Source organism: Aeribacillus sp. FSL M8-0254 (genome assembly GCF_038008845.1).
GTDB lineage: Bacteria > Bacillota > Bacilli > Bacillales > Aeribacillaceae > Aeribacillus > Aeribacillus composti.
Genome location: NZ_JBBOZY010000001.1, coordinates 2,310,465 through 2,334,515, shown reverse-complemented (window position 1 = coordinate 2,334,515; position 24,051 = coordinate 2,310,465). Strand labels below are relative to the sequence as shown.

Below are 24,051 nucleotides of genomic sequence, written 5' to 3'. Positions count from 1 at the left end.
TGGAAAAAAAAGGGGCTTTTCGGCTTGTTTGCTCAGCCTCTTTTAACTGTTTTATAAAAAGTTTCTAACATTTCAGGGGGGCTTTTTGAATGAACATTGTCGTAAGTGGAGGAGGAACCGGCGGTCATATTTATCCTGCGCTTGCTTTCATAAAAGAAGTGAAAAAATATGACCCTCATGCCAATTTTTTATATATAGGGACGGAAAATGGACTGGAAAAAGAGATTGTGGCACGGGAAGGGATCCCGTTTAAAGCGATTAAAATTAGCGGTTTTAAACGAAAGCTGTCGTTTGATAATGTTAAAACAGTTTATCGATTTTTCAACAGCTTCGCCATCTGCAAAAAGCTGCTAAAAGAGTTTCAGGCGGATGTTGTAGTTGGGACTGGAGGATATGTTTCGGGACCAGTCGTTTATGCAGCCAGCAGACTCGGAATACCGACAATCATCCACGAACAAAACAGCGTGCCTGGTTTGACTAATAAATTTTTAGCAAAATATGTTGATAAAGTCGCCATTTCTTTTGAAAGCTCCAAAAAATTTTTTCCGGAAGAAAAAGTTGTTCTAACAGGAAATCCTCGCGCGCAGGAAGTGATTGGCGGCGATCGGGCAAAAGGTAAATCATCTTTAAATTTAACAGAGAATGTAAAATCCGTGCTCATCTTTGGAGGAAGCCGCGGGGCAAGACCGATTAATGAATCTGTCCTCAGCATCCTTGACGAATTATCGAAAAAGCCGTATCAAATTGTTTATGTCACCGGTGAGGTTCATTACAAGCAAATAATGGAACAAATAGGTGATTGCGGCCGGCTGAAAAATATTATTATCAAACCGTTTATCCACCAAATGCCGGATGTGCTGGCAGCAGTTGATTTAATCGTATCAAGAGCAGGTGCTACGACTTTAGCGGAAATAACAGCGCTTGGTCTTCCAAGCATATTAATTCCAAGCCCGTATGTTACAGCCAATCATCAAGAAGCAAATGCCCGCACACTCAGTGAAAGAAACGCTGCCGTTTTATTGCTTGAACAAAATTTAACAGGGCATCGTTTGTTAACGTTGATCGATCAAATTTTACTGAATCCGGAAACGTTGAAGAGCATGAGCGAAGCTTCTTTTGAACTGGGAGTTCGTGATGCAGCCAAAAGGCTTTATCAAGTCATGAACGAACTTGCCGCTGCTAATAACAAGATTTGAAAATGGGGGGATACATGTGAAGCAGCTGTTGGAAGAGTTAATTCGAGCTGATGTAGGAAAAGTGCTTGAGAATGAGCCGTTAAAAAAACATACAACGATGAAAGTCGGCGGACCGGCAGATGTGTTTGTCGAGCCAAAAAGCATTGAAGGCTTAATGAAAACAATGGAAATCATCAAAAAGCATCATGCAGATTGGCGCGTAATAGGGAGAGGATCCAATTTACTTGTTTTAGATGAAGGAATTGCCGGGGTCGTAATTAAATTAGGAAACGGCATCAGCCATTTAACCATTCAAGATGAGGAGATCACAGTAGGGGGAGGCTATTCATTAGTCAGCCTGTCAACATTGATCAGCAGAAAAGGATTGTCTGGTTTAGAATTTGCCAGCGGCATTCCCGGATCTGTAGGCGGTGCGGTCTATATGAATGCGGGTGCGCACGGCTCGGATATTTCAAATGTTCTCAAAAAGGCGCATATTTTGTTTGCAGATGGGACATTAGAATGGCTTTCCAATAAAGAAATGGAATTTTCATACCGCAGCTCCATCTTGCAAAAAAAGCGCCCGGGAATATGTTTAGAAGCGGTATTTCAATTAAAAAAAGGAGATAGAGACAGCATCGTATCCACGATGCAAAAAAATAAAGAATATCGCCGTGAAACACAACCTTGGAACCATCCTTGCGCAGGAAGCATTTTCCGAAACCCCCTTCCTCATTATGCTGGTCAGCTCATTGAAAAAGCCGGCTTAAAAGGCTACAAAATCGGAGGCGCAAAAATATCGGAGATGCACGGGAATTTTATTGTCAATGAAGACAATGCAACAGCTTCAGATGTTCTGGCCCTCATCGATTTTGTAAAAAAGACGATTTACGAGCAATTCCAAATCAAAATGGAAACGGAAGTTGAAATTGTTGGAAGGAATAAATAGGAAAAATCTTTCTCCCTTTCAGCTTGTACATTATGTTATAATATTTCAACAAGATTTTTTTAAAACGGCATGCTATTGCCGTTTTTTCACCTTTAAACATTTTTTGCTCCTTTTGGACAAGCTTATATATTAAACCTGGATTCAATGAATCTAGGATGGGGTGAACATAGACTTGGAAAAAGAAAAAATCGTTTCAATCGAGGATCGGATACCGAAGCTCAAGCAGCAGCGCAAACAAAAGGCAAATAGGAGATTTATACTATTTATTCTCACCTTCTCCTTGCTTATTTTATTAATTATTTATTTAGAAACGCCGTTAAGCAAAGTGAAAAACGTAGAAGTGAGCGGAAATGTCAATGTTCCCAGCGATGAAATCATTTCGCTTTCCGGTATCGATCAACAGACGAATTTTTGGAGTGTTAATAAAGAAAAAACGATCAAAGCCTTGAAAAAACATAAAGAAGTGAAAGGTGCGAACATAGTCAAAATTTTCCCTCACACCATTCGGATTGAAATTGAAGAAATGAAACGAGTAGCCTACGTGTCCAATGGATCATCCTTTTACCCGGTTTTGGAAAACGGGGAAACTTTAGATGGACAAAAAAGCGTAAAAGTGCCTGATGCTCCGATCTTATTCGGTTTTGACGATGCTGAATTTGCTCATCTCATGACTGAACAATTGACAAACCTTCCGCATTCCATTTCCAATTCCATTTCTGAGGTTCACTATACGCCGGAAAAAATGGATCCGTACATAATTACATTATTTATGAACAACGGCTATGAAGTGAGAGCTTCTATGAAAACTTTTGCTGAAAAAATGCGTTCATATCCAATGATTGTAAAAGAACTCAACCCGAAAGTAAAAGGGATTATCCACTTAGAAGTCGGTTCTTATTTTGAGCCTTACAGCAAGAAAGGATCACAGAAGAATAAAGGGGACAAAGCCGATGAGGAAAGCTAATGCCAGCCATGTCATGTTATTTTTTATTATGCTCGTCGTCGGTTTCTTAATTTCATATTCTTTTCAATGGACAAAAGAAAGAAAAGATTTGAATGTATCACCAGAACAGTGGGAAAAAGAATATGAAACAAGAAAGCTGCTGATCAATCAAGAAGAAACAAACCGGAAGCTCCAGGAGGAGCTTTTTCAAAAACAAAAAAAAGTTACAGAAATTGAAGAGCAATTGAAAAAAGAGAAAGAGCTTTATTATAACTTAGTTGAAGATGTTGAAAAATTGAGGATGTTTGTAGGAGAGGTAGGGGTTGTCGGCGAAGGGATTGAAGTGACGCTCGAAGACTCTTCTTATGTTCCAGAAGGGGAAAATGTGAACAATTATATTGTTCATGAAAGCCACATCTTTAAAGTTGTGAATGAATTGCTCATTTCAGGTGCGACCGCTGTAGCGATCAACGGACAAAGAATATTCCATCATTCTTATATCATCTGTAACGGCCCCGTCGTAACGGTAGATGGAAACCAATTTCCCGCTCCATTTGTTATTTCTGCCATCGGAGATGCTGAGGTATTGACGCAGGCGCTAAACATTGCAGGAGGCGTTTTGGATCAGCTTGCCTATGAAAATATTGTTGTAAAGGTGGAAAAGAAAAAAGAAATTAAAATGGGGCCCTATTTGTCAAATGAACTGGATGATTAGCGGAAACCCTAGCTAACCTAGCTCTAGAAAAAAGAAAGGTGATGGACGATTGATTAAACCAAAATGGAAATTTGCCTTTACATTTTCCATCATTACAACAATTTTTGGGTTTATGCTTGGCGTGCAATATCGATCCATAGAAGAACCGGACGAGCGTGATACGAGGGATATGTGGGAGCTCCGTGAAGATTTAAAAAGAGAACAAAAGCTTCAAGTGGAATTGTTAGAAGAAATCCGCAAATATGACCAAATGCAAAGGGAAATGGAAAAAAACGAAAGTCCTGAAAAAGCGTTGAAAGATACTTTAGAAGAGCTGAAGGCGAAAGCGGGTTTAACCGAAGTAAAAGGTGAGGGTGTCGTTCTCACAGTTGAGCCTTTGTTTGACAGCAACCTGCTCGGAAAACCTATTCAGCCGATTTCGCCAGAGCTTTTAAAGCGTCTGATCAATGAAGTGAACTCTTATGAAGCAAAAGAAATTTCAATAAACGGATACAGAGTTGTCAACACAACCGTTATCCGCGATATTAACGGAATAACGAAAATTGACGGAAACAGTCTGAACACTTACCCGATTGAAATCAAAATTTTATCAAACGACGCTGAAAAACTTTACAGTAAAATAAATGGATCTGCATTGAAAGACGATTTTGCGATTGATAATTTGAAATTGACCGTATCTGCACCGCAGAAACAGCTAATTATACCGCCTTATGAAAAATCGATCCGCATTCAAAATATGGCACCTCTTAAAGATGAAAAGGAAGGGAATTAGTTATGTGGCTCCCGGTTATCGGAATTCTTTTAGGTATCATCTTAGGTCTGTACAGCAACATTCAAATTCCAGATGAATATTCCAACTATTTATCAATAGCCATACTTGCTGCGCTTGATACTCTGTTCGGGGGATTCCGGGCATACTTGCAAAATTCTTATGATGAGCTTGTGTTTGTTTCCGGATTCTTTTTTAATATACTTTTAGCTGCAAGTTTAGCTTTTCTCGGCGTTCATCTTGGTGTAGACTTGTATTTAGTAGCAATGTTTGCTTTTGGAGTTCGGCTTTTCCAAAATATAGCGGTTATTCGCAGAATTTTAATCGCAAAATGGAACAGCGGCAGAAATACGCACAAAAAAAAATCCAACTTTTAAAAGGGAAAATAGATCAAGTGTTGAATTTACACATATACAAATTGAAACAAATATGTAACGTTCGTTTCATTGTATTGTTCTATTGGACGTAATAGAATAGTAGTATTGGATAAGGAGGTGCCAAAAGCATTGAACAGCAATGAAATATTTGTCAGTCTTGACATCGGTACATCCAATGTAAAAGTAATCATTGGCGAAATGATGGATGAATCGTTAAACGTTATTGGTGTTGGTAATGTGAAATCAAAAGGCTTAAAAAAAGGATCAATTGTTGATATAGATGAAACCGTTCATTCTATTAAAAAGGCTGTGGAACAAGCGGAAAGAATGATCGGCATGCCCCTCCATAAAGTTGTTGTCGGTGTGAGCGGCTCTCATGTAAAACTTCAAGATTGTCAAGGAGTAGTGGCAGTTTCAAGTGAAAACCGAGAAATTCAAAATGAAGATGTAAGGCGTGTCATTGAAGCTGCACAAGTTTTATCCATTCCCCCAGATCGGGAAATTATAGATTGCATTCCGAAGCAGTTTATTGTAGACGGTCTTGACGGGATACATGATCCAAGGGGAATGTTGGGAGTAAGGCTGGAAATGGAAGGGCTGCTCATCACCGGATCAAAAACTATTCTACATAATTTACTGCGCTGCGTTGAACGTGCAGGCCTTGAAATTACGGATATTGCACTTCAGCCTCTCGCATGTGGTTCAGTTGCTTTATCCAAAGACGAAAAAAATTTAGGCGTAGCTCTTATCGATATTGGCGGGGGATCCACTACCATTGCAGTTTTTGAAAACGGAGAGTTAAAAACAACTTCCGTTCTACCGGTTGGGGGAGAACACATTACCAACGATTTATCAATTGGTCTTAGAACTTCCACAGAAAATGCTGAAAAAATTAAAATTAAACATGGACATGCCTTTTATGATCATGCATCTGAAGACGAGGTGTTTGATGTTCCGATTATAGGCAGCGATAAAATGCAAAAATTCAATCAGCTTCAAATAGCTGATATTATTGAGGCTAGAATGGAGGAAATTTTTCTGCTTGTAGCTCAAGAAATTGCAAAACTGGGCTTCAGGGAATTGCCCGGAGGTTTCGTGTTAACTGGCGGAAGTGCAAACATTCCTGGTGTGCTTGAACTTGCTCAAACTGTACTCGCCCACAATGTTCGGATTGCTAGCCCCGACTACATAGGTGTTAGAAATCCTCAATACATGACAGGTGTCGGTCTCATCCAGTTTGCCTACAAAAATGCAAAAATTCAAGGGAGACGGATTGGATCGAAGGTGGAGGTGGAACAGATTAAGCAAACTGTTCCGAGTGAAGCGAATGAAGTGACTTTAAAGCAAAAAACGAAGCGTCAAAATGAAGAAAAAATGAGCAGAGTGAAGAAATTTTTTGGGTACTTTTTCGAATAAATTTCGTCAATAGAGCATTGATGGATTAGGGAGGATTTTGCATGTTGGAGTTCGATACGAATATTGACGGCTTTGCAACAATTAAAGTTATTGGAGTAGGAGGCGGCGGAAATAATGCCGTCAACCGGATGATTGAACATGGTGTGCAAGGTGTAGAGTTCATTGCTGTCAACACTGATGCACAAGCATTAAACCTTTCAAAAGCAGAAACAAAAATGCAAATTGGCGCAAAATTGACAAGGGGCCTTGGTGCAGGAGCAAATCCAGAGGTCGGAAAAAAAGCTGCTGAAGAAAACAAGGAACAAATTGAAGAAGCTGTAAAAGGTGCAGACATGGTGTTTGTAACGGCTGGAATGGGAGGAGGCACCGGAACTGGTGCAGCACCTGTCATTGCGCAAATTGCCAAAGATTTAGGAGCACTGACGGTCGGCGTTGTCACGAGGCCGTTCACGTTTGAAGGAAGAAAACGCGCTATGCAGGCGGCTGGTGGAATTGCAGCCATGAAAGAAGCCGTTGACACTCTTATTGTGATTCCGAATGACAGACTTCTTGAAATTGTTGATAAAAATACGCCGATGCTTGAAGCTTTCCGTGAAGCGGATAACGTTCTTCGTCAAGGAGTGCAAGGTATTTCTGATTTAATTGCTGTGCCGGGACTCATCAATCTAGACTTTGCGGACGTGAAAACGATTATGTCGAACAAAGGTTCTGCATTGATGGGAATCGGAGTAGCAACGGGAGAGAACAGAGCGGCTGAAGCTGCCAAAAAAGCAATCTCAAGTCCGCTTCTTGAAACTTCAATTGACGGGGCGCAAGGAGTATTGATGAACATTACCGGCGGAACAAATTTAAGCCTATATGAGGTTCAAGAAGCAGCCGATATTGTTGCATCAGCCTCGGACCAAGATGTCAACATGATCTTTGGATCTGTTATTAATGAAGATTTGAAGGATGAAATTGTTGTAACAGTGATTGCAACTGGATTTAGAGAAACTGAAATAAATCCTAGCAAGCAAGAAGCGAGACCATTTGCTCCTAATAAGAAGCCAAATGTTGCAACTAAGCGTGAAGTGAAAAAGGAAGAGCCGACTCACGACATTACGAGCCGTGCATTGCAGCAGGCAGAAGATACGCTTGACATCCCGACATTTTTAAGAAACAGAAAGCGCCGCTAAAAAAAGCATGGGTGACAATAGACGTCATCCATGCTTTTTTCTTAAAGCTCATCAAGCGGGCAAAATGGAAGGTTTTTATTATTTGCATGCGTAAAACAGTTTAAATATTGGACTGGAACATAAATATTTGCAGGATTCAGAGATTCCTATTAGGCATGATTTGTTCAAAAATCGTATTACGGCGGAAAGAATCAAAAAATTATGTAAAAATAGATAAACAGATTTGCACGCGTTCCCGAAAATAGCAAAACGAATGAATCAAAACTTTATGAAAAAATACGACATGCCATTTGAAAAAAATGCGGATCCTTGCTGAAAATTTAATGCCATGTATATGGTAAGTTCTAATATTTTTTGTGGAATATAAATTGCAGATATATACGCGAAAGGACCTGGCTTTTTAGCCAGGCTTTTTCCTCGTTCTGAAAAAGTATAAACATTTACACAGCTTTTTTAAGAAAAGATCTCCTGTAATTTCCCCATCGTCTCTTAACGAAAGTGTTTACAACTTCAGCAATTTAGCTTTCTTCCTCTAAAAGGCTTGTACCGTTTTTTTTTCTTTAACCATTTTTCCATTCGACGAAAACATTAGGAATCCGTCAAAAATTGTATGCTGTACTCGCCACTATTTGACACAATTTGGAATGAATAGCGTTTATACTACCTATTAATAGCAAGTCAGAAGCCTAGAAAATTGAATGGTGGGAGAGGAAGAGGCGGTTGACCATTTATTTGGATGCTATTTGGCTGATGAATTTTTGCTTTGATATCATGCTCCTTTTTCTTACAGCAATCATCTTAAAGAGAAACATTGTATGGAAAAAAATAATGATTGCTTCGCTCATCGGCTCCGCTATTGTGATATTGCTTTTTTCGCCTTTCGCACAGCTGGCGAGCCGTCCGGAATCAAAACTAATCCTCTCATGTGTGATGGTTCTTTATGCTTTTGGCTTTAAGAAGTTTCGCTACTTTATAGAAAATTTATTGACTTTCTATTTTGTCACTTTTGCAGTTGGGGGAGGTATGCTTGGCACTTATTATTTTTTTCAAGTAGGCTTTTCATTTCAAAATAACATGATTTTAACAAATGGAAATGGCTTCGGAAATCCTGTCAGCTGGTTATTTATCGTGGTCGGCTTTCCGATTATTTGGTATTTTTCCCGCTTGCGGCTTGAACAGGTTGAAGCAAAAAAAATCCACTATGATCAAATTGTCGATGTTTCGATCACGATGATGGAGAAAAAAGTAACAGTAAAAGGATTGATTGACAGCGGCAATCAATTGTATGATCCCATCACTAAGAAGCCAGTCATGATTGCCGAAGCGGAAAAATTAATGACCGTGTTTCCTGAAAGTATGCACCAAGTCATTTCTAATCGAAATCCTATGGAGGCTGTGACAGCGATAGAACAGAAAGAATGGATCGGCAGGCTGAAAATTATTCCGTATCGGTCTGTTGGCCAGGATCTTCAGTTATTATTAGCCGTAATAGCAGACGAAGTGGTGATTCATACAAAAGAAGAATCATTAATGCTGTCCCGCCCGCTTATTGGACTAAATCATTCGCGGCTTTCAAGCGAAGACGATTATCAATGCATTATTCATCCAAAAATGATCCAGACGGGTAAACAAAAAGATGCTTCTTAGCCTTTATTCATAGCATACTCATAAACCAATTTGTTTAGAAGGGGGAACAACATGAAAAAAATTAAGCTTTATCTCACGTATATATGGTACAAGTTTTTAACAAAATTAGGGATCAAAACAGATGAAATTTATTATATTGGCGGAAGCGAAGCGCTGCCGCCTCCGCTTTCGAAGGAAGAGGAAGAAATACTGTTAAAAAAACTTCCGAGCGGCGATAAGGCTGCCCGTTCGATTTTGATTGAACGAAATTTGCGCCTTGTCGTGTATATTGCCCGAAAATTTGAAAACACCGGCATCAATATTGAAGATTTGATCAGCATTGGGACGATCGGGCTAATTAAAGCAGTCAACACCTTTAATCCCGAAAAAAAGATCAAGCTTGCGACATATGCATCTAGATGTATAGAAAATGAAATATTAATGTATTTGCGCAGAAATAATAAGACAAGATCTGAAGTTTCTTTTGATGAACCGTTGAACATTGATTGGGATGGAAACGAACTGCTTCTTTCGGATGTTCTCGGAACAGAAGACGATATTATTACAAAGGATTTGGAGGCTAATGTTGACCGAAAGCTATTAATGCGGGCGCTGCAGCAATTAAATGAACGAGAAAAACAAATAATGGAGCTTAGGTTTGGATTGCATGGCGGAGAAGAAAAAACGCAAAAAGATGTGGCTGACATGCTCGGGATTTCTCAATCTTACATATCAAGATTGGAAAAAAGAATTCTTAAGCGTCTTCGAAAAGAATTTAATAAAATGGTGTAATTTTTGCTTGCTAGTCGCATGTATAGCGAAAAATCAACAGCGTGTCCACTCTGAACAGCTTGTGCATATTTTTCCCCTTCAGGGAGATACTTAACTTAAGACAGCAAGAACTCCTGTAAGGGGGAAACGAAATGACAAGAAATAAAGTTGAAATTTGCGGTGTTGATACTTCGAAGCTTCCTGTTTTAAAAAATGAAGAAATGCGAGAATTATTTAAACAAATGCAAAGCGGTGATTTATCAGCCAGAGAAAAGCTTGTCAACGGAAATTTGCGACTTGTTTTAAGCGTCATCCAAAGATTTAATAACAGAGGCGAGTTTGTCGATGATCTTTTTCAAGTAGGATGTATTGGGTTGATGAAATCTATAGATAATTTTGATCTGAGTCAAAACGTAAAATTTTCTACTTATGCTGTACCGATGATCATCGGTGAAATTCGTCGATATTTGCGAGACAACAATCCGATACGTGTTTCAAGATCATTGCGTGATATTGCCTATAAAGCTTTGCAGGTGCGTGAAAAACTCATGAGCGAAACGTCACGTGAGCCGAAGGCAGAAGAAATTGCTAAAGAGCTGAATGTGCCGCATGAAGAAATCGTTTTTGCTTTAGACGCCATTCAAGATCCAGTTTCATTATTTGAACCGATTTATAACGACGGCGGTGATCCGATCTTTGTCATGGATCAGTTAAGCGACGAGCGAAACCGCGATTCCAAGTGGATTGAAGAAATTGTTCTAAAAGAGGGGATCAGACGATTGAATGATCGGGAGAAGCTGATATTGAAAAAAAGGTTTTTTCAAGGCAAAACACAAATGGAGGTAGCAGAAGAAATCGGCATTTCCCAAGCTCAAGTTTCTCGGCTTGAAAAAGCTGCCATTAAACAAATGACCAAAAATATTCAATAATCATTGGGCCACATTCTTTTGAATGTGGCCCTTTATCATCATTCAAAAAAAAACTCATATACTGATTGTAAAAATACTTGAGGGGAGAAGCCGGCATGATCCATATTTCCGATTTGCAAATAAAAGATGTTGTGAATGTCCATGACGGAAAAAAATTAGGAAGCATTGAAGACGTTGACATCGACTTAAAAACTGGTAAAATTCAAGCGATCATGATCACTAGTCAAGGGAAGGTTTTAGGTTTTTTTGGAAAAGGGGAAGAAATTGTCATTCCTTGGAGGAACATCGTAAAAATCGGAAAAGATGTTATTTTAGTAAGAGTTTCGAAAAATGTTGAAACAGAATAAGAATCGCACGAATTTTGGTTAAATGTTGGCTTAAAGATATGTTAAAATAAAAATAAGAGAATTGTCGAAGAGGAATGGTACAATGAAACATGAACCGTTTCAATTAACAGATGAATCTTTTTTCTCCATACCTGCTTGGGCGAAGCTTCATTCTCAGATTACAGCAGGTTTTACGACGAGAAAAGGAGGATTTTCCAAGAATGGTTTTGCTTCATTAAATTTAGGTCTTCATGTGAATGATGAAAAGGAAACGGTGATCAAAAATCGAAAAATCATTGGGGACAAAATTCGTTTTGATCTACCAAACTGGGTATGTGCCGATCAAGTCCATGACAAACAAATTGTCAAGGTAGTAAATAAACATAAAGGATCAGGGGTTTTTACATATCGTCAATGCATCACTCAAACGGACGGCCTATACACATCGGAAAAAAATATATTACTTTCCCTTTTTTTTGCTGATTGTGTTCCGATTTTCTTTTTTTCTCCAAAAGACTCACTAATTGGCATCGCACATGCGGGCTGGAGAGGGACTGCGAAAAATATAGCAGGTGAAATGATCGACAGTTGGGTTTTGCACGAAGGTGTGCAAGCTCAAAATATATTTGCAGCCATAGGTCCTTCAATCGGCGAATGCTGTTATGTCGTCAATGACGATGTGATCGATGCGATCAAACCTCTTTTTGACAATGAGACGACATTTTATAAACAGCTTGAGAACGGCCTTTATTCTATTCATCTTGCAGAAATCAACAAAAGATTGTTAATGAAAAAAGGAGTGCCGGAACATCAAATCCTATTGACCTCATATTGTACAAGCTGCGATCAAGATTTGTTTTTTTCCCATCGAAGAGATCAAGGGAAAACAGGACGAATGATGGGATTTATCGGTTTGAAGGAGGGATACTAAGCCTTGTCAGTGAAAGAAAATTTAGCACGAATCCAACAGGAAATCGAACAAGCATGCAAAAAATCAAATCGAAAAATAGATGATATCCAAATTATTGCAGTGACGAAATATGTAACGGTAGAACGGGCTATAGAGGCGATAAATTCAGGCATTTTACACTTAGGCGAAAACAGGGATGACGGTTTTTTATCGAAATATAACAGCATTGGGTCAAAAGCTGTCTGGCATTTCATCGGCACACTTCAAACTCGAAAAGTGAAAAATATTATAGACAAGGTCGATTATATTCATTCGTTGGATAGAATATCGCTAGCAAACGAAATTGAAAAAAGAGCAGATCGAACGATCAAATGCTTTGTGCAAGTAAATACATCTGGCGAACAGTCAAAGCATGGCGTGGCTCCTGAACAATGCATTGATTTTATTCAACAGTTGAAGGAGTATCGCCATATCGAAGTTGTCGGATTAATGACAATGGCTCCATTTACAGAAGATGAAGAAGAAATCAGAAGATGCTTCCGAAGTTTAAAGCAACTGCAGGAACAAGTGAAAGCACTAAATATAGCGAATGCACCATGTACAGAGCTATCAATGGGGATGTCCAACGACTACAAAATCGCGGTTGAAGAAGGGGCTACTTATCTTCGCATCGGCTCCTCGCTAGTAGGTACATAAAACGAAACTGGAGGTAAATCAGATGAGCTTAAAGAATAAATTTAAAAGCTTTTTTGCTCTCGATGATGAAGATTATGAGATTGAAGATATGGAAGCTCCGGAAGAGAAACACCAACATGAACCGATTATGTTCAATCACAACAGCAGCGTTGAAAAAAATGCCGCTTTCGGAAAACAAAATGTTGTAAGTTTGCAAAGCGCCCAAAAATCCACTAAAGTAATATTATGTGAGCCAAGAACGTATTCAGAGGCGCAAGAAATTGCTGATCATCTGAAAAACCGCCGTTCATGCATTGTCAATTTGCAGCGGATCGGGCATGATCAGGCAAAAAGAATTGTTGATTTTTTAAGCGGCACTGTTTATGCTATTGGCGGAGACATCCAGCGTGTTGGAACAAACATATTTTTATGTACCCCAGATAACGTAGATGTCGCTGGCTCCATATCCGATTTCATGGCAGATGATGAAAATAAAAGGTGGTAGAAATGATTGATGGGGACAATATATAACGTATTAAGTTTTTTGCTCGATATTTATTCCTATGCGATTATCATTTATATTTTAATGTCTTGGTTTCCGAATGCAAGGGAAACGTCCATTGGACAATTTTTAGCGGCTATATGTGAGCCTTATTTAGAACCGTTTAGAAGAATCATTCCTCCATTAGGGATGATTGATGTATCTCCTATTGTTGCATTGATTGCCCTGCATTTTGCAGATTATGGGCTATATGCTCTTTTTAGTATGATTTCATAAAATTCATTCGCCGATTGACATTCGAATTGTTTTGTATGCCAATCGGCTCTTTTCATATCATAATTGGAGTTGTCTCTTATGGAGAGTGTTTATCAACATTTTCGCAAAGAAGAAAGGGAGTTCATTGACAAAGTCTTTGGATGGAAACAAATTGTGACTGAGCAATATCGGCCAAAATTGACCGATTTTTTAGATCCGCGGGAACAGAAAATCATTAAGACATTGATCGGTGAAAATCCGGATGTTCACGTGCAATTTTTCGGAGGCTATAAAAATGCTGAAAGAAAGCGGGCTTTTTTTTACCCTGACTATATTCAACCGACATTAGATGATTTTTCAATGTTCGCATTTGAAATCATGTTCCCGAAAAAATTCGTGACATTATCACATCGCGAAGTGCTTGGATCGCTTATGTCGCTCGGCTTAAAACGGAGCAAGTTCGGCGACATTATCATTCATGATGAAACGGTGCAAGTCATGGTTGCGCAAGAAATTGCCAATTTCCTGCAGCTGAACTGGAATAAAATTGGAAAGATTTCCGTTCGTTTGAAACAGATTCCATTCGAAGATGTGTTTTCTCATGAAGAAGAAATGGATATTTCTTTGATCACCGTTTCTTCGCTTCGGCTCGATGCTGTTCTAGCAAATGTTTATCACCAATCTCGGCAAAAAATAAAATCGCTTATTGAAAATAGTCTCGTCAAAGTCAATTGGAAAATTGTTGAGGATGCTCATTTTGAAATTGCGGAAGATGATGTGTTATCTGTCCGAGGATTCGGAAGAAGCAAAGTTTTGGCAATTGAAGGGAAAACAAGAAAAGATAAGTGGCGCATTAAGATCGGAATACAAAAATAATATTACAAATGGAAAGATTTTTGCCCATTCTGTCGAAAAATCGTTTATAATTGGATTAGTGTTTTGCGAAAAACATACATATGGAGGTGGAATTTGTGCCTTTAACCCCGCTGGATATTCATAACAAGGAATTTACAAAAGGCTTTCGCGGCTATGATGAAGATGAAGTAAATGAGTTTTTAGATCAAGTGATTAAAGATTATGAAATGGTCATCCGCGAAAAGAAAGAATTGGAATTAAAGGTGAAGGAATTAACCGAGAAGCTGAATCACTTTACAAATATAGAAGAAACGTTAAATAAATCGATTTTAGTTGCGCAGGAAGCTGCGGAAGATGTGAAAAGAAACGCTCAAAAGGAAGCGAAGCTGATCATTAAAGAAGCGGAAAAAAATGCTGACAGAATCATCAATGAAGCACTTGCTAAATCGCATAAAATTGCAATGGAAATCGAAGAGATGAAAAAGCAGTCAAAAGTATTCCGCACCCGTTTTCAAATGCTCATCGAAGCACAGCTTGATCTGCTAAAAAATGATGATTGGGATCACTTAATGGAATACAATGTCGAGCCAATCTTAGGAGAAGAAGCGGAAGAACCGAAAGTATAACTTGACTTTTTTGTTCGTGTTTTCATATAATACGAAAATAAAACGGAATATGACAAAACAATGAGAGGGACAGTAGTCCTTTCAAGCCCTTTATGACAGCGAACCGGGGACGGTGGAAGCCCGGGTAAAGGCGAAAGGATGAACATCACCCTTGAGTCCATAGCTGAAACATGCTAGTAGGCTGTGGCGGCCAAGTCCGTTATGTTTATGAGTGGATGTGCATGACTTGTGCGCATCTAAAAGGGTGGTACCGCGAGATTCCTCCTCGTCCCTTAGGGATGAGGAGTTTTTTTATTTTAGTGAACAAATATTATGTGGAGGAATGGGAATGGATTATAAAGAGACGTTACGAATGCCGAAAACAGACTTTCCAATGAGAGGAAACCTTCCGAAAAAAGAACCTGAGATCCAGAAAAAATGGGAAGAGATGGATATTTATGAAAAAGTGCAGGAGCGCACGAAAGGACGGCCTCTTTTCATATTACATGATGGTCCGCCGTTCGCAAACGGGGATATTCATATGGGGCATGCCTTAAACAAAATTTTAAAAGACATTATTGTCCGTTATAAATCCATGAGCGGATATTGCGCACCGTATGTTCCAGGATGGGATACGCACGGTCTGCCAATTGAAACAGCACTTTTGAAGAAACAAAAAATCAATCGAAAAGAGATGGATGTCGCGCAATTTCGAAAACATTGCGAGCAATATGCATGGGAGCAAATTGAGCGCCAGCGCGTGCAATTTAAACGCCTTGGAATTCGAGGCGACTGGAAAAATCCATATGTCACCTTGAAACCAGAATATGAAGCTCAGCAAATTCGCGTCTTTGGAGAAATGGCAAAAAAGGGATATATTTATAAAGGCTTGAAGCCGGTTTATTGGTCTCCATCGAGCGAATCTGCCTTGGCAGAGGCGGAAATTGAATATTATGACAAACGCTCGCCTTCTATTTATGTTGCATTTGAAATAAAGGACGGGAAAAATGTATTAACAGATGGAGAAAAAATCGTCATTTGGACGACTACTCCGTGGACTATCCCTGCAAACTTAGGAATTGCTGTTCATCCTGATTTGGAATATTCTGTAGTGAAGGTTGGAGCTGACAAGTTTGTGATCGCATCTGCTCTGCTCGAAGAAGTGGCAAAAGAGCTGGACTGGACAGAATATGAAGTAGTGAAATCGTTTAAAGGCAAAGAGCTGGAATATGTGGTTGCGAAACACCCGTTCTATGACCGCGATTCATTAGTGATCCTTGGCGAACATGTAACGACCGACGCTGGTACAGGATGCGTCCATACAGCGCCAGGCCATGGGGAAGACGATTTTGTCGTCGGACAAAAATATAACCTAGGCGTATTATGTCCTGTCGACGAAAGAGGGTACATGACAGAAGAAGCTCCAGGGTTCGAAGGATTGTTTTATGATGACGCAAATAAAAAAATAACGGAAAAATTAGAAGAAGTAGGAGCATTGCTAAAGCTTTCATTTATTACGCACTCGTATCCACATGACTGGCGGACAAAGAAACCAACAATTTTCAGAGCAACAGCGCAATGGTTTGCGTCCATTAAAGATTTTCGAGACGAATTGCTGCAAGCAATTAAAGAAACGAAATGGATCCCTAATTGGGGAGAAATTCGCATTCATAACATGATCCGCGATCGAAGCGATTGGTGTATTTCCCGTCAGCGGGCATGGGGCGTGCCAATTCCAGTGTTTTATGGTGAAAATGGGGAGCCGATCATAACAGATGAAACGATTGAACATGTGGCAAAACTGTTCCGCGAGCACGGCTCGAACGTTTGGTTTGAACGTGAAGCAAAAGACCTGCTTCCAGAAGGATTTACACACCCTTCAAGCCCGAACGGCATTTTTACGAAAGAAACAGACATTATGGACGTTTGGTTCGATTCGGGCTCTTCTCATCAAGCAGTTTTAGTTGAACGGGAAGATTTGCAGCGTCCTGCTGATCTTTATTTAGAAGGCTCTGACCAATATCGCGGCTGGTTTAATTCATCGCTGTCTACAGCAGTTGCTGTCACCGGAAAAGCTCCATATAAAGGCGTTTTAAGCCATGGATTTGCGCTGGACGGCGAAGGACGGAAAATGAGCAAATCGTTAGGAAATGTTGTTGTTCCTGCCAAAGTGACGGAACAGTTTGGAGCAGATATTCTTCGTCTATGGGTAGCATCAGTTGATTATCAATCGGATGTTCGCGTCTCTGATGCAATCTTAAAACAAGTATCTGAAGTATATCGGAAAATTCGCAACACGTACCGTTTCTTGTTAGGAAATTTGTTTGATTTTGATCCAAATCAGCATCGTGTTTCTGTAGAAAAATTAAGAGAAGTGGATCGCTATATTCTCATTAAACTGAATAAACTAATTGCCAAAGTGCGAAAAGCATATGAAGAATATGATTTTGCATCCATCTATCATGACGTTCACAATTTCTGTACGATTGAGCTAAGCTCATTTTATCTTGATTTTGCAAAAGACATTCTGTATATTGAGGCTGCTGACAGCCATAATCGACGCTCTATCCAAACGGTTTTATATGAAGCGCTTCTTGCTCTTGTAAAGCTGATGACACCGATTTTGCCACATACAACAGAAGAAGTATGGGGACATATTGAATCAGTTGAAGAAAAGAGCGTACAGCTTGTCGATATGCCGGAAGCTGTAGAGATTGAAGGCAGCAAAGAGATTCAAGCGAAATGGGATCAGTTTATGTCAGTTCGAGATGATGTATTAAAGGCCTTGGAAATTGCCCGAAATGAAAAAGTGATCGGCAAATCGTTAAATGCTGCTCTCATCCTTTATCCGAACGAAGAAATAAAAGAATTGTTCAATTCAATACAAGAGGACTTAAAACAGCTGTTTATTGTTTCCCAGTTAGAAATTGCCGGTGATTACAAAGATGCTCCAGAAGAAGCGCAAACATTTGATAGCATCAAAATAATTGTGAAGCAAGCGGATGGTGAGACTTGTGAAAGATGTTGGGTTGTTTCAACAGATATAGGCACAGATCATGACCATCCGACATTGTGCAAAAGATGTGCAAGCATTGTGAAAGATCACTACAGCCATTTAGCATAGTTTTATCAGCTCCCTGTGCAAACAGGGAGTTTTTTCATTTAGCAATGCTTCCTCATAAAGAAGTGTGTTAAAAGAACGATCTTTCATTGAAATCCGTCATAGTCAATTGGAAAAGTTTTCTCGGATGCTTTTTCAAAAATGAATACTTTGCTCAAAATTGAAAGAAGAATTCAGCTTTTTAGCTTTTAAAGTGTGAATCATTTCCAAGCCGCTATTTATGTGTGTGGAAAAACTTGAATGTGATAGGAGGCAGTACGGCGGTTACAATATAAATACAAAACAGACGAGGGGGTTTTAATAATGAATCCGCTCGATCAAATCAAAGACGAATTAACGTTAATGAAGAACGAACTTAATGCGCGGCTCGCCAAAAGTCAATTGGATGACCCGATTTTTATCCGGGATGTAAAAAATGAGCTCAACGATGTTGAACTTGCATTGGAAAAAATGGAATATGGACTTTATGGCATATGTGAAGAAACATTGCAAAAATTGCCGCTCGAACAATTGGCACAAATTCCGACAGCCAGAACGATTCATGATTTTCTCAATATGAAATCATATTTAAAAAAAACACTAGAATATCATTAAGAAGTGAAGTGAACAAGCTTCACTTTTTTGCTTGTTCCCCTTCTTTACTGTTTGTCAAAAAATGTGCTAAAATTTGATGGAAACTTGCCAGTGAGTGGAGGAACGCAGTGTGCTTAAATATTTGATTACATTATTTGTCATCGCTCTCGACCAATGGACAAAATGGCTGATCGTAAAAAATATGGAAATTGGCGAAAGCATTGAAATTATCAACGGATTTTTATACATAACGTCTCACCGCAATAAAGGAGCGGCCTGGGGAATATTGCAAAACCAGATGGTGTTCTTTTATGTGGTTACCATTATTGTTGTCGTAGCGATTATTTATTATATGCAAAAATATGCGAAACAAAATGCAATGCTGGGGGTTGCTCTCAGCTTAATGCTCGGCGGAGCGATTGGGAATTTTATTGACCGCCTTTTCCGCAAAGAGGTGGTGGACTTTATCCATACATATATTTTTGGTTATAATTTTCCAATTTTTAATATTGCCGATTCATCTTTAACAATCGGTGTTATTTTACTTTTCATATATTTTCTGTTTTTTGAAGAAAAAAAGCAAAAGGAGTAGAAAATGGAGCAATTTACTTTTGTTGTGACGGAAAAAGAGGAACATGAACGAATAGATAAATTGTTGGCCAATAAAGATGAGAATTGGTCAAGAACGTTGGTCCAAAATTGGATCAAGGACGGGGTTGTTTCAGTAAATGAAAAATCGGTGAAGGCCAATTACAAGTGCCAAATTGGTGATGTCATCACTGTATCTGTTCCAGAACCGGAAGAGCTGGATGTCAAGCCTGAGCCGATGGAGCTTGATATATACTATGAGGATGAAGACGTCATCGTTGTCAATAAACCGCGTGGGATGGTCGTCCATCCAGCGCCGGGACACACTTCAGGAACACTTGTGAACGGCCTTTTATATCATTGTAAAGATTTGTCCGGAATTAACGGAGTCCTTCGTCCGGGAATTGTTCACCGTATTGATAAAGATACTTCAGGTTTATTAATGGTTGCCAAAAATGATTACGCTCATGAATCATTAGCAAATCAATTAATGGAAAAGAGGGTTGAAAGGAGATATAAGGCGATTGTACACGGGGTAATTCCGCACGATCATGCCACAATTGATGCTCCGATCGGCAGGGATCCAAAGGATCGGCAAAAAATGACGGTAACAAAAACAAACAGTAAAGAAGCTGTCACCCATTTTCATGTGCTGGAACGATTTTCGGATTATACATATATTGAATGTCGGCTGGAAACCGGGAGAACGCATCAAATCCGCGTCCATATGAAATATATCGGTTTTCCGCTAGCCGGCGATCCAAAATATGGACCGAAAAAAACACTTCCGATTCATGGACAGGCTCTTCATGCAGGCGTACTTGGTTTTGAGCATCCAAGAACAAAAGAGTTTTTGAAGTTTGAAGCACCGCTCCCGGAAGAATTCGAAAAGATTTTGCAAATGTTAAGAAATGATCGTTGACATTTACGAGCTGCTCTGTCATAATACGTTTAGACAATACAGCATCCTTTAACTGCAGTCCCGTGAGGCTGAGAAGGAATCGTATGGCAATAGGTGAGCTATGCACAAAACCTCTCATCCTCAGGATGAGAGGTTTTTTTAACCGAAATTTGAGGTGATGAGCATGCCGGAAAAAGCGGTTGTTTTAGATGAGCAGGCGATCAGAAGGGCGCTAACTAGAATAGCCCACGAAATTATCGAACACAATAAAGGTATAGACAATTGTGTTTTGCTCGGAATCAAGACAAGGGGAATTTATCTAGCCAAACGTCTTGCAAAAAGAATAGAGGACATTGAAGGAAAAGAGATACCTGTCGGCAACCTTGACATTACTTTTTACCGGGATGATTTAACACAAAAAACAGAAAGCGGCGAACCGCTCGTTAAAGGTTCAGATATCCCGATCGATATTAACAATCGAAAAGTCATTTTAGTAGACGATGTCCTTTACACGGGAAGAACGGTACGGGCAGCGATGGATGCCATTGTTGACTACGGCAGGCCAGCGCAAATCCAGCTCGCTGTACTTGTTGACCGCGGCCATCGCGAACTGCCGATCCGAGCGGATTATGTCGGGAAAAACATACCTACTTCAAAATCAGAAAAAATTGTTGTACAGCTTTTGGAAGTAGATGAAAAAGAAAAAGTATCCATTTATGAAAATGAATAGATGTCCCTTTTAATAGCAGTCCCGTGAGGCTGCAAAGGGGTTCGAAAGGTGTATACGCTATTTGTATGCACTTTGACAAAACCTCTTTGTGCCTCATCGGCCAAAGAGGTTTTTTTATGCAAATTCCATAAGGAGGAAAAGTCTGAAATAAATACTTTGGGTTCCAAGTAATAAAAATAGGCATAGCAAAACAAGCCATCCATCGATGACTTTATTGGAAATATTTGGTTGATTGATCATCAAGTTGTAACTGCCGTCACTCGAAAACCTTGACTTTTAGCTAATAAAATCGCTTGTTCTACCGTGATCTCACGGTTTACTGGAAGAACGTCTGATTTTTTATATAATTCTGGATTATACGGCTCTTTCTTTTTGAGAATGTTGTATATAGCTGTTAACAGCATTCGGGCAATTGCAATAATTGCTCGTTTGTGACCACGACGTTTTTTAAGTTTTAAGTAGCGGTTTCGAATTTCGGGATGCTTTTCACTTTTGACCACAGCAGTTGCACACTGTACCAAAAGAGGCTTGATGTAGCAGCCAGCTCTCGAAATTCTTACTGACTTTTTCTTGCCGGCACTCTCGTTATTCGTGGGTGTTAGTCCTGCCCAGGAACATAAATGCTTAGCTGTCGGAAACACGTCCATATTAACACCTATTTCCGAAACCACGGCAATGGCGGAAAAAATGTTCTTAAAGGACGGAACAGTTAAGATTAAGTTGATTTCTTCTGTGTAGGACTCGGCAAGAGAAAGGATAATTTTTTCAAGATCTGCTTTACGAGATTGAAGATCTTCATAGTGCTGTTTAATGACCTTTAATTTATCAGCCTGTTCCGGTGTAATATATCCGTCTATGGCGAGTTCCAAATCAGAAAGTTTCTTCTTCATGGAACCGTGAATTAAAGGTTCTATGTCAAAAGTGGTATCCAAGGGATTCCCTAAAATCTTGTCAATAATGTTCATGGAGCTTTTACCGAAGGTATCCGAAACAACATTTCCAAGTTGAATATTAGATACAGTTAAACAGTTCTGAAGACGATTCTTCTCACTCGACATAAAATTAGTCAATTTAAAACGATAACGCATAAGGTCACGAAGCTGTCTGATAGCCAGCGGTGGCATAAAGCTTCCAGCTACTAGATCATGCTTAAATAAATCGGCAATCCATTTGGCATCTTTTTTATCAGTTTTTTTACCACGGATAGCCTTAACATATTTTGGATGTGCAAGAGTAATGTTACAGGAATCCTCTAGAACATTAAACACGGGAATCCAGTATTTCCCGGTAGATTCCATACAAACATCCTTACAGTTATTTTCACAAAGCCATTGTGACAGCTCTTTCAATCCTTTTGTATAGGTAGAAAAGCGATGGCGTTTGTAAGTAGTGACACCTTTGTTGGTAGAAGCAATACAGGCAACAACAAAGGTTTTGTGGACATCAATCCCACAGCATATTGGATAAACAATCTTTAATCCCATAGGGATAACTCCTTTCACGTTATTAAAGGGATAGACAGCATTGACTGATTGCCCAGCAATAAACGAGTAGTTGTTTATACAAAGATAAGTCTGCGTGCTCGAAGTCACACTTATTTGTGCTTGGAAAGGCAATCTACACATATAAACATGCGGTCACCCTGCAACCAGAGTGGCCCACTCACCTCCGCGTGATTTGTAGTTGACTGTTATCCCTATGACTTTAGAATAATAAAAATAACGCCGGTGGCACAATTGTTTCATTACGTTTTGTGCCTTGAGCGAAGCGAAAGGAATGGGTATAAACATGAAAAGAAATATTATACTAGATGTTCATGATAAACCTGATTTTATCACATGGCTCGCCTTAAGCTTCCAACATTTATTTGCCATGTTTGGAGCAACGATTCTCGTACCGTTTTTAGTCAAAATTGATCCTTCTGTTGCCTTGATTTCCAGCGGTCTCGGCACACTCGCATTTATTTTGATAACAAAAGGAAAAGTGCCGGCATATGTCGGCTCCTCCTTTGCCTTCATCACACCGTTAATTGCGGCTAAAGCTGCCGGCGGTGTAGGAGCGGCGATGATCGGCAGCTTTTTGGCAGGCTTAGTTTACGGGGTTGTCGCGCTTATCATCAAACAGACAGGATATAAATGGATTATGAAATTACTGCCAACTGTTGTCGTCGGTCCAGTAATTATGGTAATCGGACTTGGCCTTGCATCAACAGCTGTGAGTATGGCCATGAACGATCCTAAAGGACATTACAGCTTGCTTCACTTTTCAGCAGGCCTTGTTACACTTCTGATCACCATTATAACAATGGCATTTTTTAAAGGATTTTTTAACCTAATCCCTGTATTAATCGGAATTTTCGGCGGATATGTATACTCGCTTATAATCGGTATTGTCGACTTTCAAAAAGTGGCGGAAGCCAAATGGTTTCAGCTCCCGAACTTTATCATTCCATTTGTTGATTATACACCTCACATTACATCTGAAATCATTCTGCTGATGGTTCCAGTCGCAGTGGTGACATTATCCGAGCATATCGGTCACCAAATGCTGTTAAGCCAAGTAATCGGAAAAGATTTAATCAAAGACCCTGGACTTACCCGTTCCATTCTCGGCGACGGAGCGGCAACCATGATTGCATCTTTTATCGGTGGACCGCCAAACACGACATATGGTGAAAATATCGGCGTATTGGCGATTACAAGGATTTACAGCGTTTATGTCATTGCCGGTGCAGCTCTATTTGCAATCTTGTTTGGCTTTATTGGAAAAATATCCGCCTTGATCAGTTCGATTCCAACTTCAGTAATGGGAGGCGTTTCAATACTGCTCTTCGGGATCATCGCATCTTCAGGATTAAGAATGATGATTGAGCATAAAGTTGATCTGAACGAAAAAAGAAACTTAATCATCACCTCCGTCATTTTAGTAATAGGAATTGGCGAAGCGATGATTAAGTTCGGGGAAAGCTTTGAGTTACACGGAATGGCATTAGCTGCAATCATTGGCGTCATTTTAAACTTTGTGCTCCCAGGTAAAAAAGAAGAACATATTTTTGACACAAAAGAAGAAGATTCAGTAGTGTAGCAATCACCTTTTAAAAAAGTCCAGAGAGGCTTTCAAGGGTGTGTGGGACAAATCATGCTTCGTCATTTGCTTACACCCTGT

General features: G+C 39.5%; 25 protein-coding genes and 1 other annotated feature. Of the genes, 24 read left to right on the top strand and 1 reads right to left on the bottom strand.

The features are described 5' to 3' along the window. The first annotated feature begins 89 nt into the window (after positions 1–89). From murG to pyrR, 23 genes are all read left to right on the top strand, one after another. On the top strand, positions 90–1,196 hold the full coding sequence (murG, locus tag NSQ44_RS11245; RefSeq protein WP_066251813.1) for an undecaprenyldiphospho-muramoylpentapeptide beta-N-acetylglucosaminyltransferase: 1,107 nt from the start codon (positions 90–92) through the stop codon (positions 1,194–1,196). Positions 1,197–1,212: 16 nt separating this feature from the next. Next, positions 1,213–2,124: a UDP-N-acetylmuramate dehydrogenase gene (murB, locus tag NSQ44_RS11240; protein WP_066251810.1), complete on the top strand. Its 912-nt coding sequence runs from the start codon at positions 1,213–1,215 to the stop codon at positions 2,122–2,124. Positions 2,125–2,296: 172 nt separating this feature from the next. Then, on the top strand, positions 2,297–3,088 hold the full coding sequence (locus NSQ44_RS11235) for a cell division protein FtsQ/DivIB (RefSeq protein WP_063388493.1): 792 nt from the start codon (positions 2,297–2,299) through the stop codon (positions 3,086–3,088). Next, positions 3,075–3,782, top strand: coding sequence for a DUF881 domain-containing protein (locus tag NSQ44_RS11230; RefSeq protein ID WP_063388492.1), 708 nt, complete (start codon positions 3,075–3,077; stop codon positions 3,780–3,782). The genes NSQ44_RS11235 and NSQ44_RS11230 overlap by 14 nt, the downstream gene beginning before the upstream one ends. Positions 3,783–3,831: 49 nt before the next feature. Further along, positions 3,832–4,554 carry a DUF881 domain-containing protein gene (locus NSQ44_RS11225; RefSeq protein WP_232515562.1) on the top strand — a complete coding sequence of 241 codons (723 nt, stop codon included), beginning with the start codon at positions 3,832–3,834 and terminating at the stop codon, positions 4,552–4,554. Between the two features lie 2 nt (positions 4,555–4,556). Next, on the top strand, positions 4,557–4,928 hold the full coding sequence (locus tag NSQ44_RS11220; RefSeq protein ID WP_063388491.1) for a small basic family protein: 372 nt from the start codon (positions 4,557–4,559) through the stop codon (positions 4,926–4,928). Between the two features lie 129 nt (positions 4,929–5,057). After that, a complete protein-coding gene (gene ftsA / locus NSQ44_RS11215; RefSeq protein ID WP_063388490.1) occupies positions 5,058–6,344 on the top strand; it encodes a cell division protein FtsA in 1,287 nt (428 codons plus the stop codon). A 41-nt stretch (positions 6,345–6,385) separates the two neighbouring features. Further along, positions 6,386–7,519, top strand: coding sequence for a cell division protein FtsZ (gene ftsZ, locus NSQ44_RS11210; protein WP_063388489.1), 1,134 nt, complete (start codon positions 6,386–6,388; stop codon positions 7,517–7,519). A 720-nt stretch (positions 7,520–8,239) separates the two neighbouring features. Next, positions 8,240–9,166, top strand: coding sequence for a sigma-E processing peptidase SpoIIGA (gene spoIIGA / locus NSQ44_RS11205; RefSeq protein WP_063388488.1), 927 nt, complete (start codon positions 8,240–8,242; stop codon positions 9,164–9,166). Positions 9,167–9,217: 51 nt separating this feature from the next. Beyond that, a complete protein-coding gene (sigE, locus tag NSQ44_RS11200; RefSeq protein WP_339192966.1) occupies positions 9,218–9,937 on the top strand; it encodes an RNA polymerase sporulation sigma factor SigE in 720 nt (239 codons plus the stop codon). A gap of 131 nt (positions 9,938–10,068) precedes the next feature. Next, complete coding sequence (sigG, locus tag NSQ44_RS11195; RefSeq protein WP_063388486.1) at positions 10,069–10,845, top strand: RNA polymerase sporulation sigma factor SigG; 777 nt, start codon at positions 10,069–10,071, stop codon at positions 10,843–10,845. Between the two features lie 95 nt (positions 10,846–10,940). Beyond that, a complete protein-coding gene (locus NSQ44_RS11190) occupies positions 10,941–11,192 on the top strand; it encodes a YlmC/YmxH family sporulation protein (RefSeq protein ID WP_063388485.1) in 252 nt (83 codons plus the stop codon). Positions 11,193–11,274: 82 nt separating this feature from the next. Then, a complete protein-coding gene (pgeF, locus tag NSQ44_RS11185; protein WP_063388484.1) occupies positions 11,275–12,102 on the top strand; it encodes a peptidoglycan editing factor PgeF in 828 nt (275 codons plus the stop codon). 3 nt (positions 12,103–12,105) lie between these two features. After that, the gene (locus tag NSQ44_RS11180; protein ID WP_327856270.1) at positions 12,106–12,777 is read left to right on the top strand and encodes a YggS family pyridoxal phosphate-dependent enzyme; all 672 of its coding nucleotides are present in this window, start codon (positions 12,106–12,108) and stop codon (positions 12,775–12,777) included. Between the two features lie 22 nt (positions 12,778–12,799). Continuing rightward, positions 12,800–13,261: a cell division protein SepF gene (locus NSQ44_RS11175; RefSeq protein ID WP_063388482.1), complete on the top strand. Its 462-nt coding sequence runs from the start codon at positions 12,800–12,802 to the stop codon at positions 13,259–13,261. A gap of 9 nt (positions 13,262–13,270) precedes the next feature. Next, on the top strand, positions 13,271–13,534 hold the full coding sequence (locus tag NSQ44_RS11170) for a YggT family protein (RefSeq protein ID WP_340857074.1): 264 nt from the start codon (positions 13,271–13,273) through the stop codon (positions 13,532–13,534). 78 nt (positions 13,535–13,612) lie between these two features. Then, a complete protein-coding gene (locus NSQ44_RS11165; protein WP_063388480.1) occupies positions 13,613–14,389 on the top strand; it encodes a YlmH family RNA-binding protein in 777 nt (258 codons plus the stop codon). Positions 14,390–14,484: 95 nt separating this feature from the next. Beyond that, positions 14,485–14,994 (top strand): DivIVA domain-containing protein, encoded by a 510-nt coding sequence (locus tag NSQ44_RS11160; protein ID WP_063388479.1) that lies wholly within the window; start codon positions 14,485–14,487, stop codon positions 14,992–14,994. 51 nt (positions 14,995–15,045) lie between these two features. Further along, positions 15,046–15,270, top strand: a binding site (T-box leader). A 52-nt stretch (positions 15,271–15,322) separates the two neighbouring features. Beyond that, on the top strand, positions 15,323–18,097 hold the full coding sequence (gene ileS / locus NSQ44_RS11155; RefSeq protein WP_340857073.1) for an isoleucine--tRNA ligase: 2,775 nt from the start codon (positions 15,323–15,325) through the stop codon (positions 18,095–18,097). Between the two features lie 300 nt (positions 18,098–18,397). Continuing rightward, a complete protein-coding gene (locus NSQ44_RS11150; protein WP_130156256.1) occupies positions 18,398–18,688 on the top strand; it encodes a molecular chaperone DnaK in 291 nt (96 codons plus the stop codon). Positions 18,689–18,797: 109 nt separating this feature from the next. Continuing rightward, positions 18,798–19,259 (top strand): signal peptidase II, encoded by a 462-nt coding sequence (lspA, locus tag NSQ44_RS11145; RefSeq protein ID WP_445659502.1) that lies wholly within the window; start codon positions 18,798–18,800, stop codon positions 19,257–19,259. Positions 19,260–19,262: 3 nt separating this feature from the next. Then, positions 19,263–20,177, top strand: a complete 915-nt coding sequence (locus tag NSQ44_RS11140; protein ID WP_340857071.1) for an RluA family pseudouridine synthase — start codon at positions 19,263–19,265, stop codon at positions 20,175–20,177. Positions 20,178–20,340: 163 nt separating this feature from the next. Further along, the gene (gene pyrR, locus NSQ44_RS11135) at positions 20,341–20,886 is read left to right on the top strand and encodes a bifunctional pyr operon transcriptional regulator/uracil phosphoribosyltransferase PyrR (RefSeq protein WP_340857070.1); all 546 of its coding nucleotides are present in this window, start codon (positions 20,341–20,343) and stop codon (positions 20,884–20,886) included. Between the two features lie 239 nt (positions 20,887–21,125). Here pyrR and NSQ44_RS11130 read toward each other — a convergent pair whose 3' ends face one another. Beyond that, on the bottom strand, positions 21,126–22,370 hold the full coding sequence (locus tag NSQ44_RS11130; RefSeq protein WP_044899849.1) for an IS110 family transposase: 1,245 nt from the start codon (positions 22,368–22,370) through the stop codon (positions 21,126–21,128). Positions 22,371–22,674: 304 nt separating this feature from the next. Here NSQ44_RS11130 and NSQ44_RS11125 point away from each other — a divergent pair, with 304 nt between their 5' ends. After that, on the top strand, positions 22,675–23,970 hold the full coding sequence (locus tag NSQ44_RS11125) for a solute carrier family 23 protein (RefSeq protein WP_340857069.1): 1,296 nt from the start codon (positions 22,675–22,677) through the stop codon (positions 23,968–23,970). Positions 23,971–24,051 lie beyond the last annotated feature (81 nt).

Coding starts and splice junctions, on each gene's coding strand:
- murG (WP_066251813.1), top strand. CDS start 90: ATGAACATTGTCGTAAGTGGAGGAGGAACCGGCGGTCATATTTATCCT.
- NSQ44_RS11230 (WP_063388492.1), top strand. CDS start 3,075: ATGAGGAAAGCTAATGCCAGCCATGTCATGTTATTTTTTATTATGCTC.
- NSQ44_RS11220 (WP_063388491.1), top strand. CDS start 4,557: ATGTGGCTCCCGGTTATCGGAATTCTTTTAGGTATCATCTTAGGTCTG.
- ftsZ (WP_063388489.1), top strand. CDS start 6,386: ATGTTGGAGTTCGATACGAATATTGACGGCTTTGCAACAATTAAAGTT.
- sigE (WP_339192966.1), top strand. CDS start 9,218: ATGAAAAAAATTAAGCTTTATCTCACGTATATATGGTACAAGTTTTTA.
- sigG (WP_063388486.1), top strand. CDS start 10,069: ATGACAAGAAATAAAGTTGAAATTTGCGGTGTTGATACTTCGAAGCTT.
- NSQ44_RS11190 (WP_063388485.1), top strand. CDS start 10,941: ATGATCCATATTTCCGATTTGCAAATAAAAGATGTTGTGAATGTCCAT.
- pgeF (WP_063388484.1), top strand. CDS start 11,275: ATGAAACATGAACCGTTTCAATTAACAGATGAATCTTTTTTCTCCATA.
- NSQ44_RS11175 (WP_063388482.1), top strand. CDS start 12,800: ATGAGCTTAAAGAATAAATTTAAAAGCTTTTTTGCTCTCGATGATGAA.
- NSQ44_RS11170 (WP_340857074.1), top strand. CDS start 13,271: ATGGGGACAATATATAACGTATTAAGTTTTTTGCTCGATATTTATTCC.
- NSQ44_RS11165 (WP_063388480.1), top strand. CDS start 13,613: ATGGAGAGTGTTTATCAACATTTTCGCAAAGAAGAAAGGGAGTTCATT.
- ileS (WP_340857073.1), top strand. CDS start 15,323: ATGGATTATAAAGAGACGTTACGAATGCCGAAAACAGACTTTCCAATG.
- NSQ44_RS11150 (WP_130156256.1), top strand. CDS start 18,398: ATGAATCCGCTCGATCAAATCAAAGACGAATTAACGTTAATGAAGAAC.
- NSQ44_RS11140 (WP_340857071.1), top strand. CDS start 19,263: ATGGAGCAATTTACTTTTGTTGTGACGGAAAAAGAGGAACATGAACGA.
- pyrR (WP_340857070.1), top strand. CDS start 20,341: ATGCCGGAAAAAGCGGTTGTTTTAGATGAGCAGGCGATCAGAAGGGCG.
- NSQ44_RS11130 (WP_044899849.1), bottom strand. CDS start 22,370: ATGGGATTAAAGATTGTTTATCCAATATGCTGTGGGATTGATGTCCAC.
- NSQ44_RS11125 (WP_340857069.1), top strand. CDS start 22,675: ATGAAAAGAAATATTATACTAGATGTTCATGATAAACCTGATTTTATC.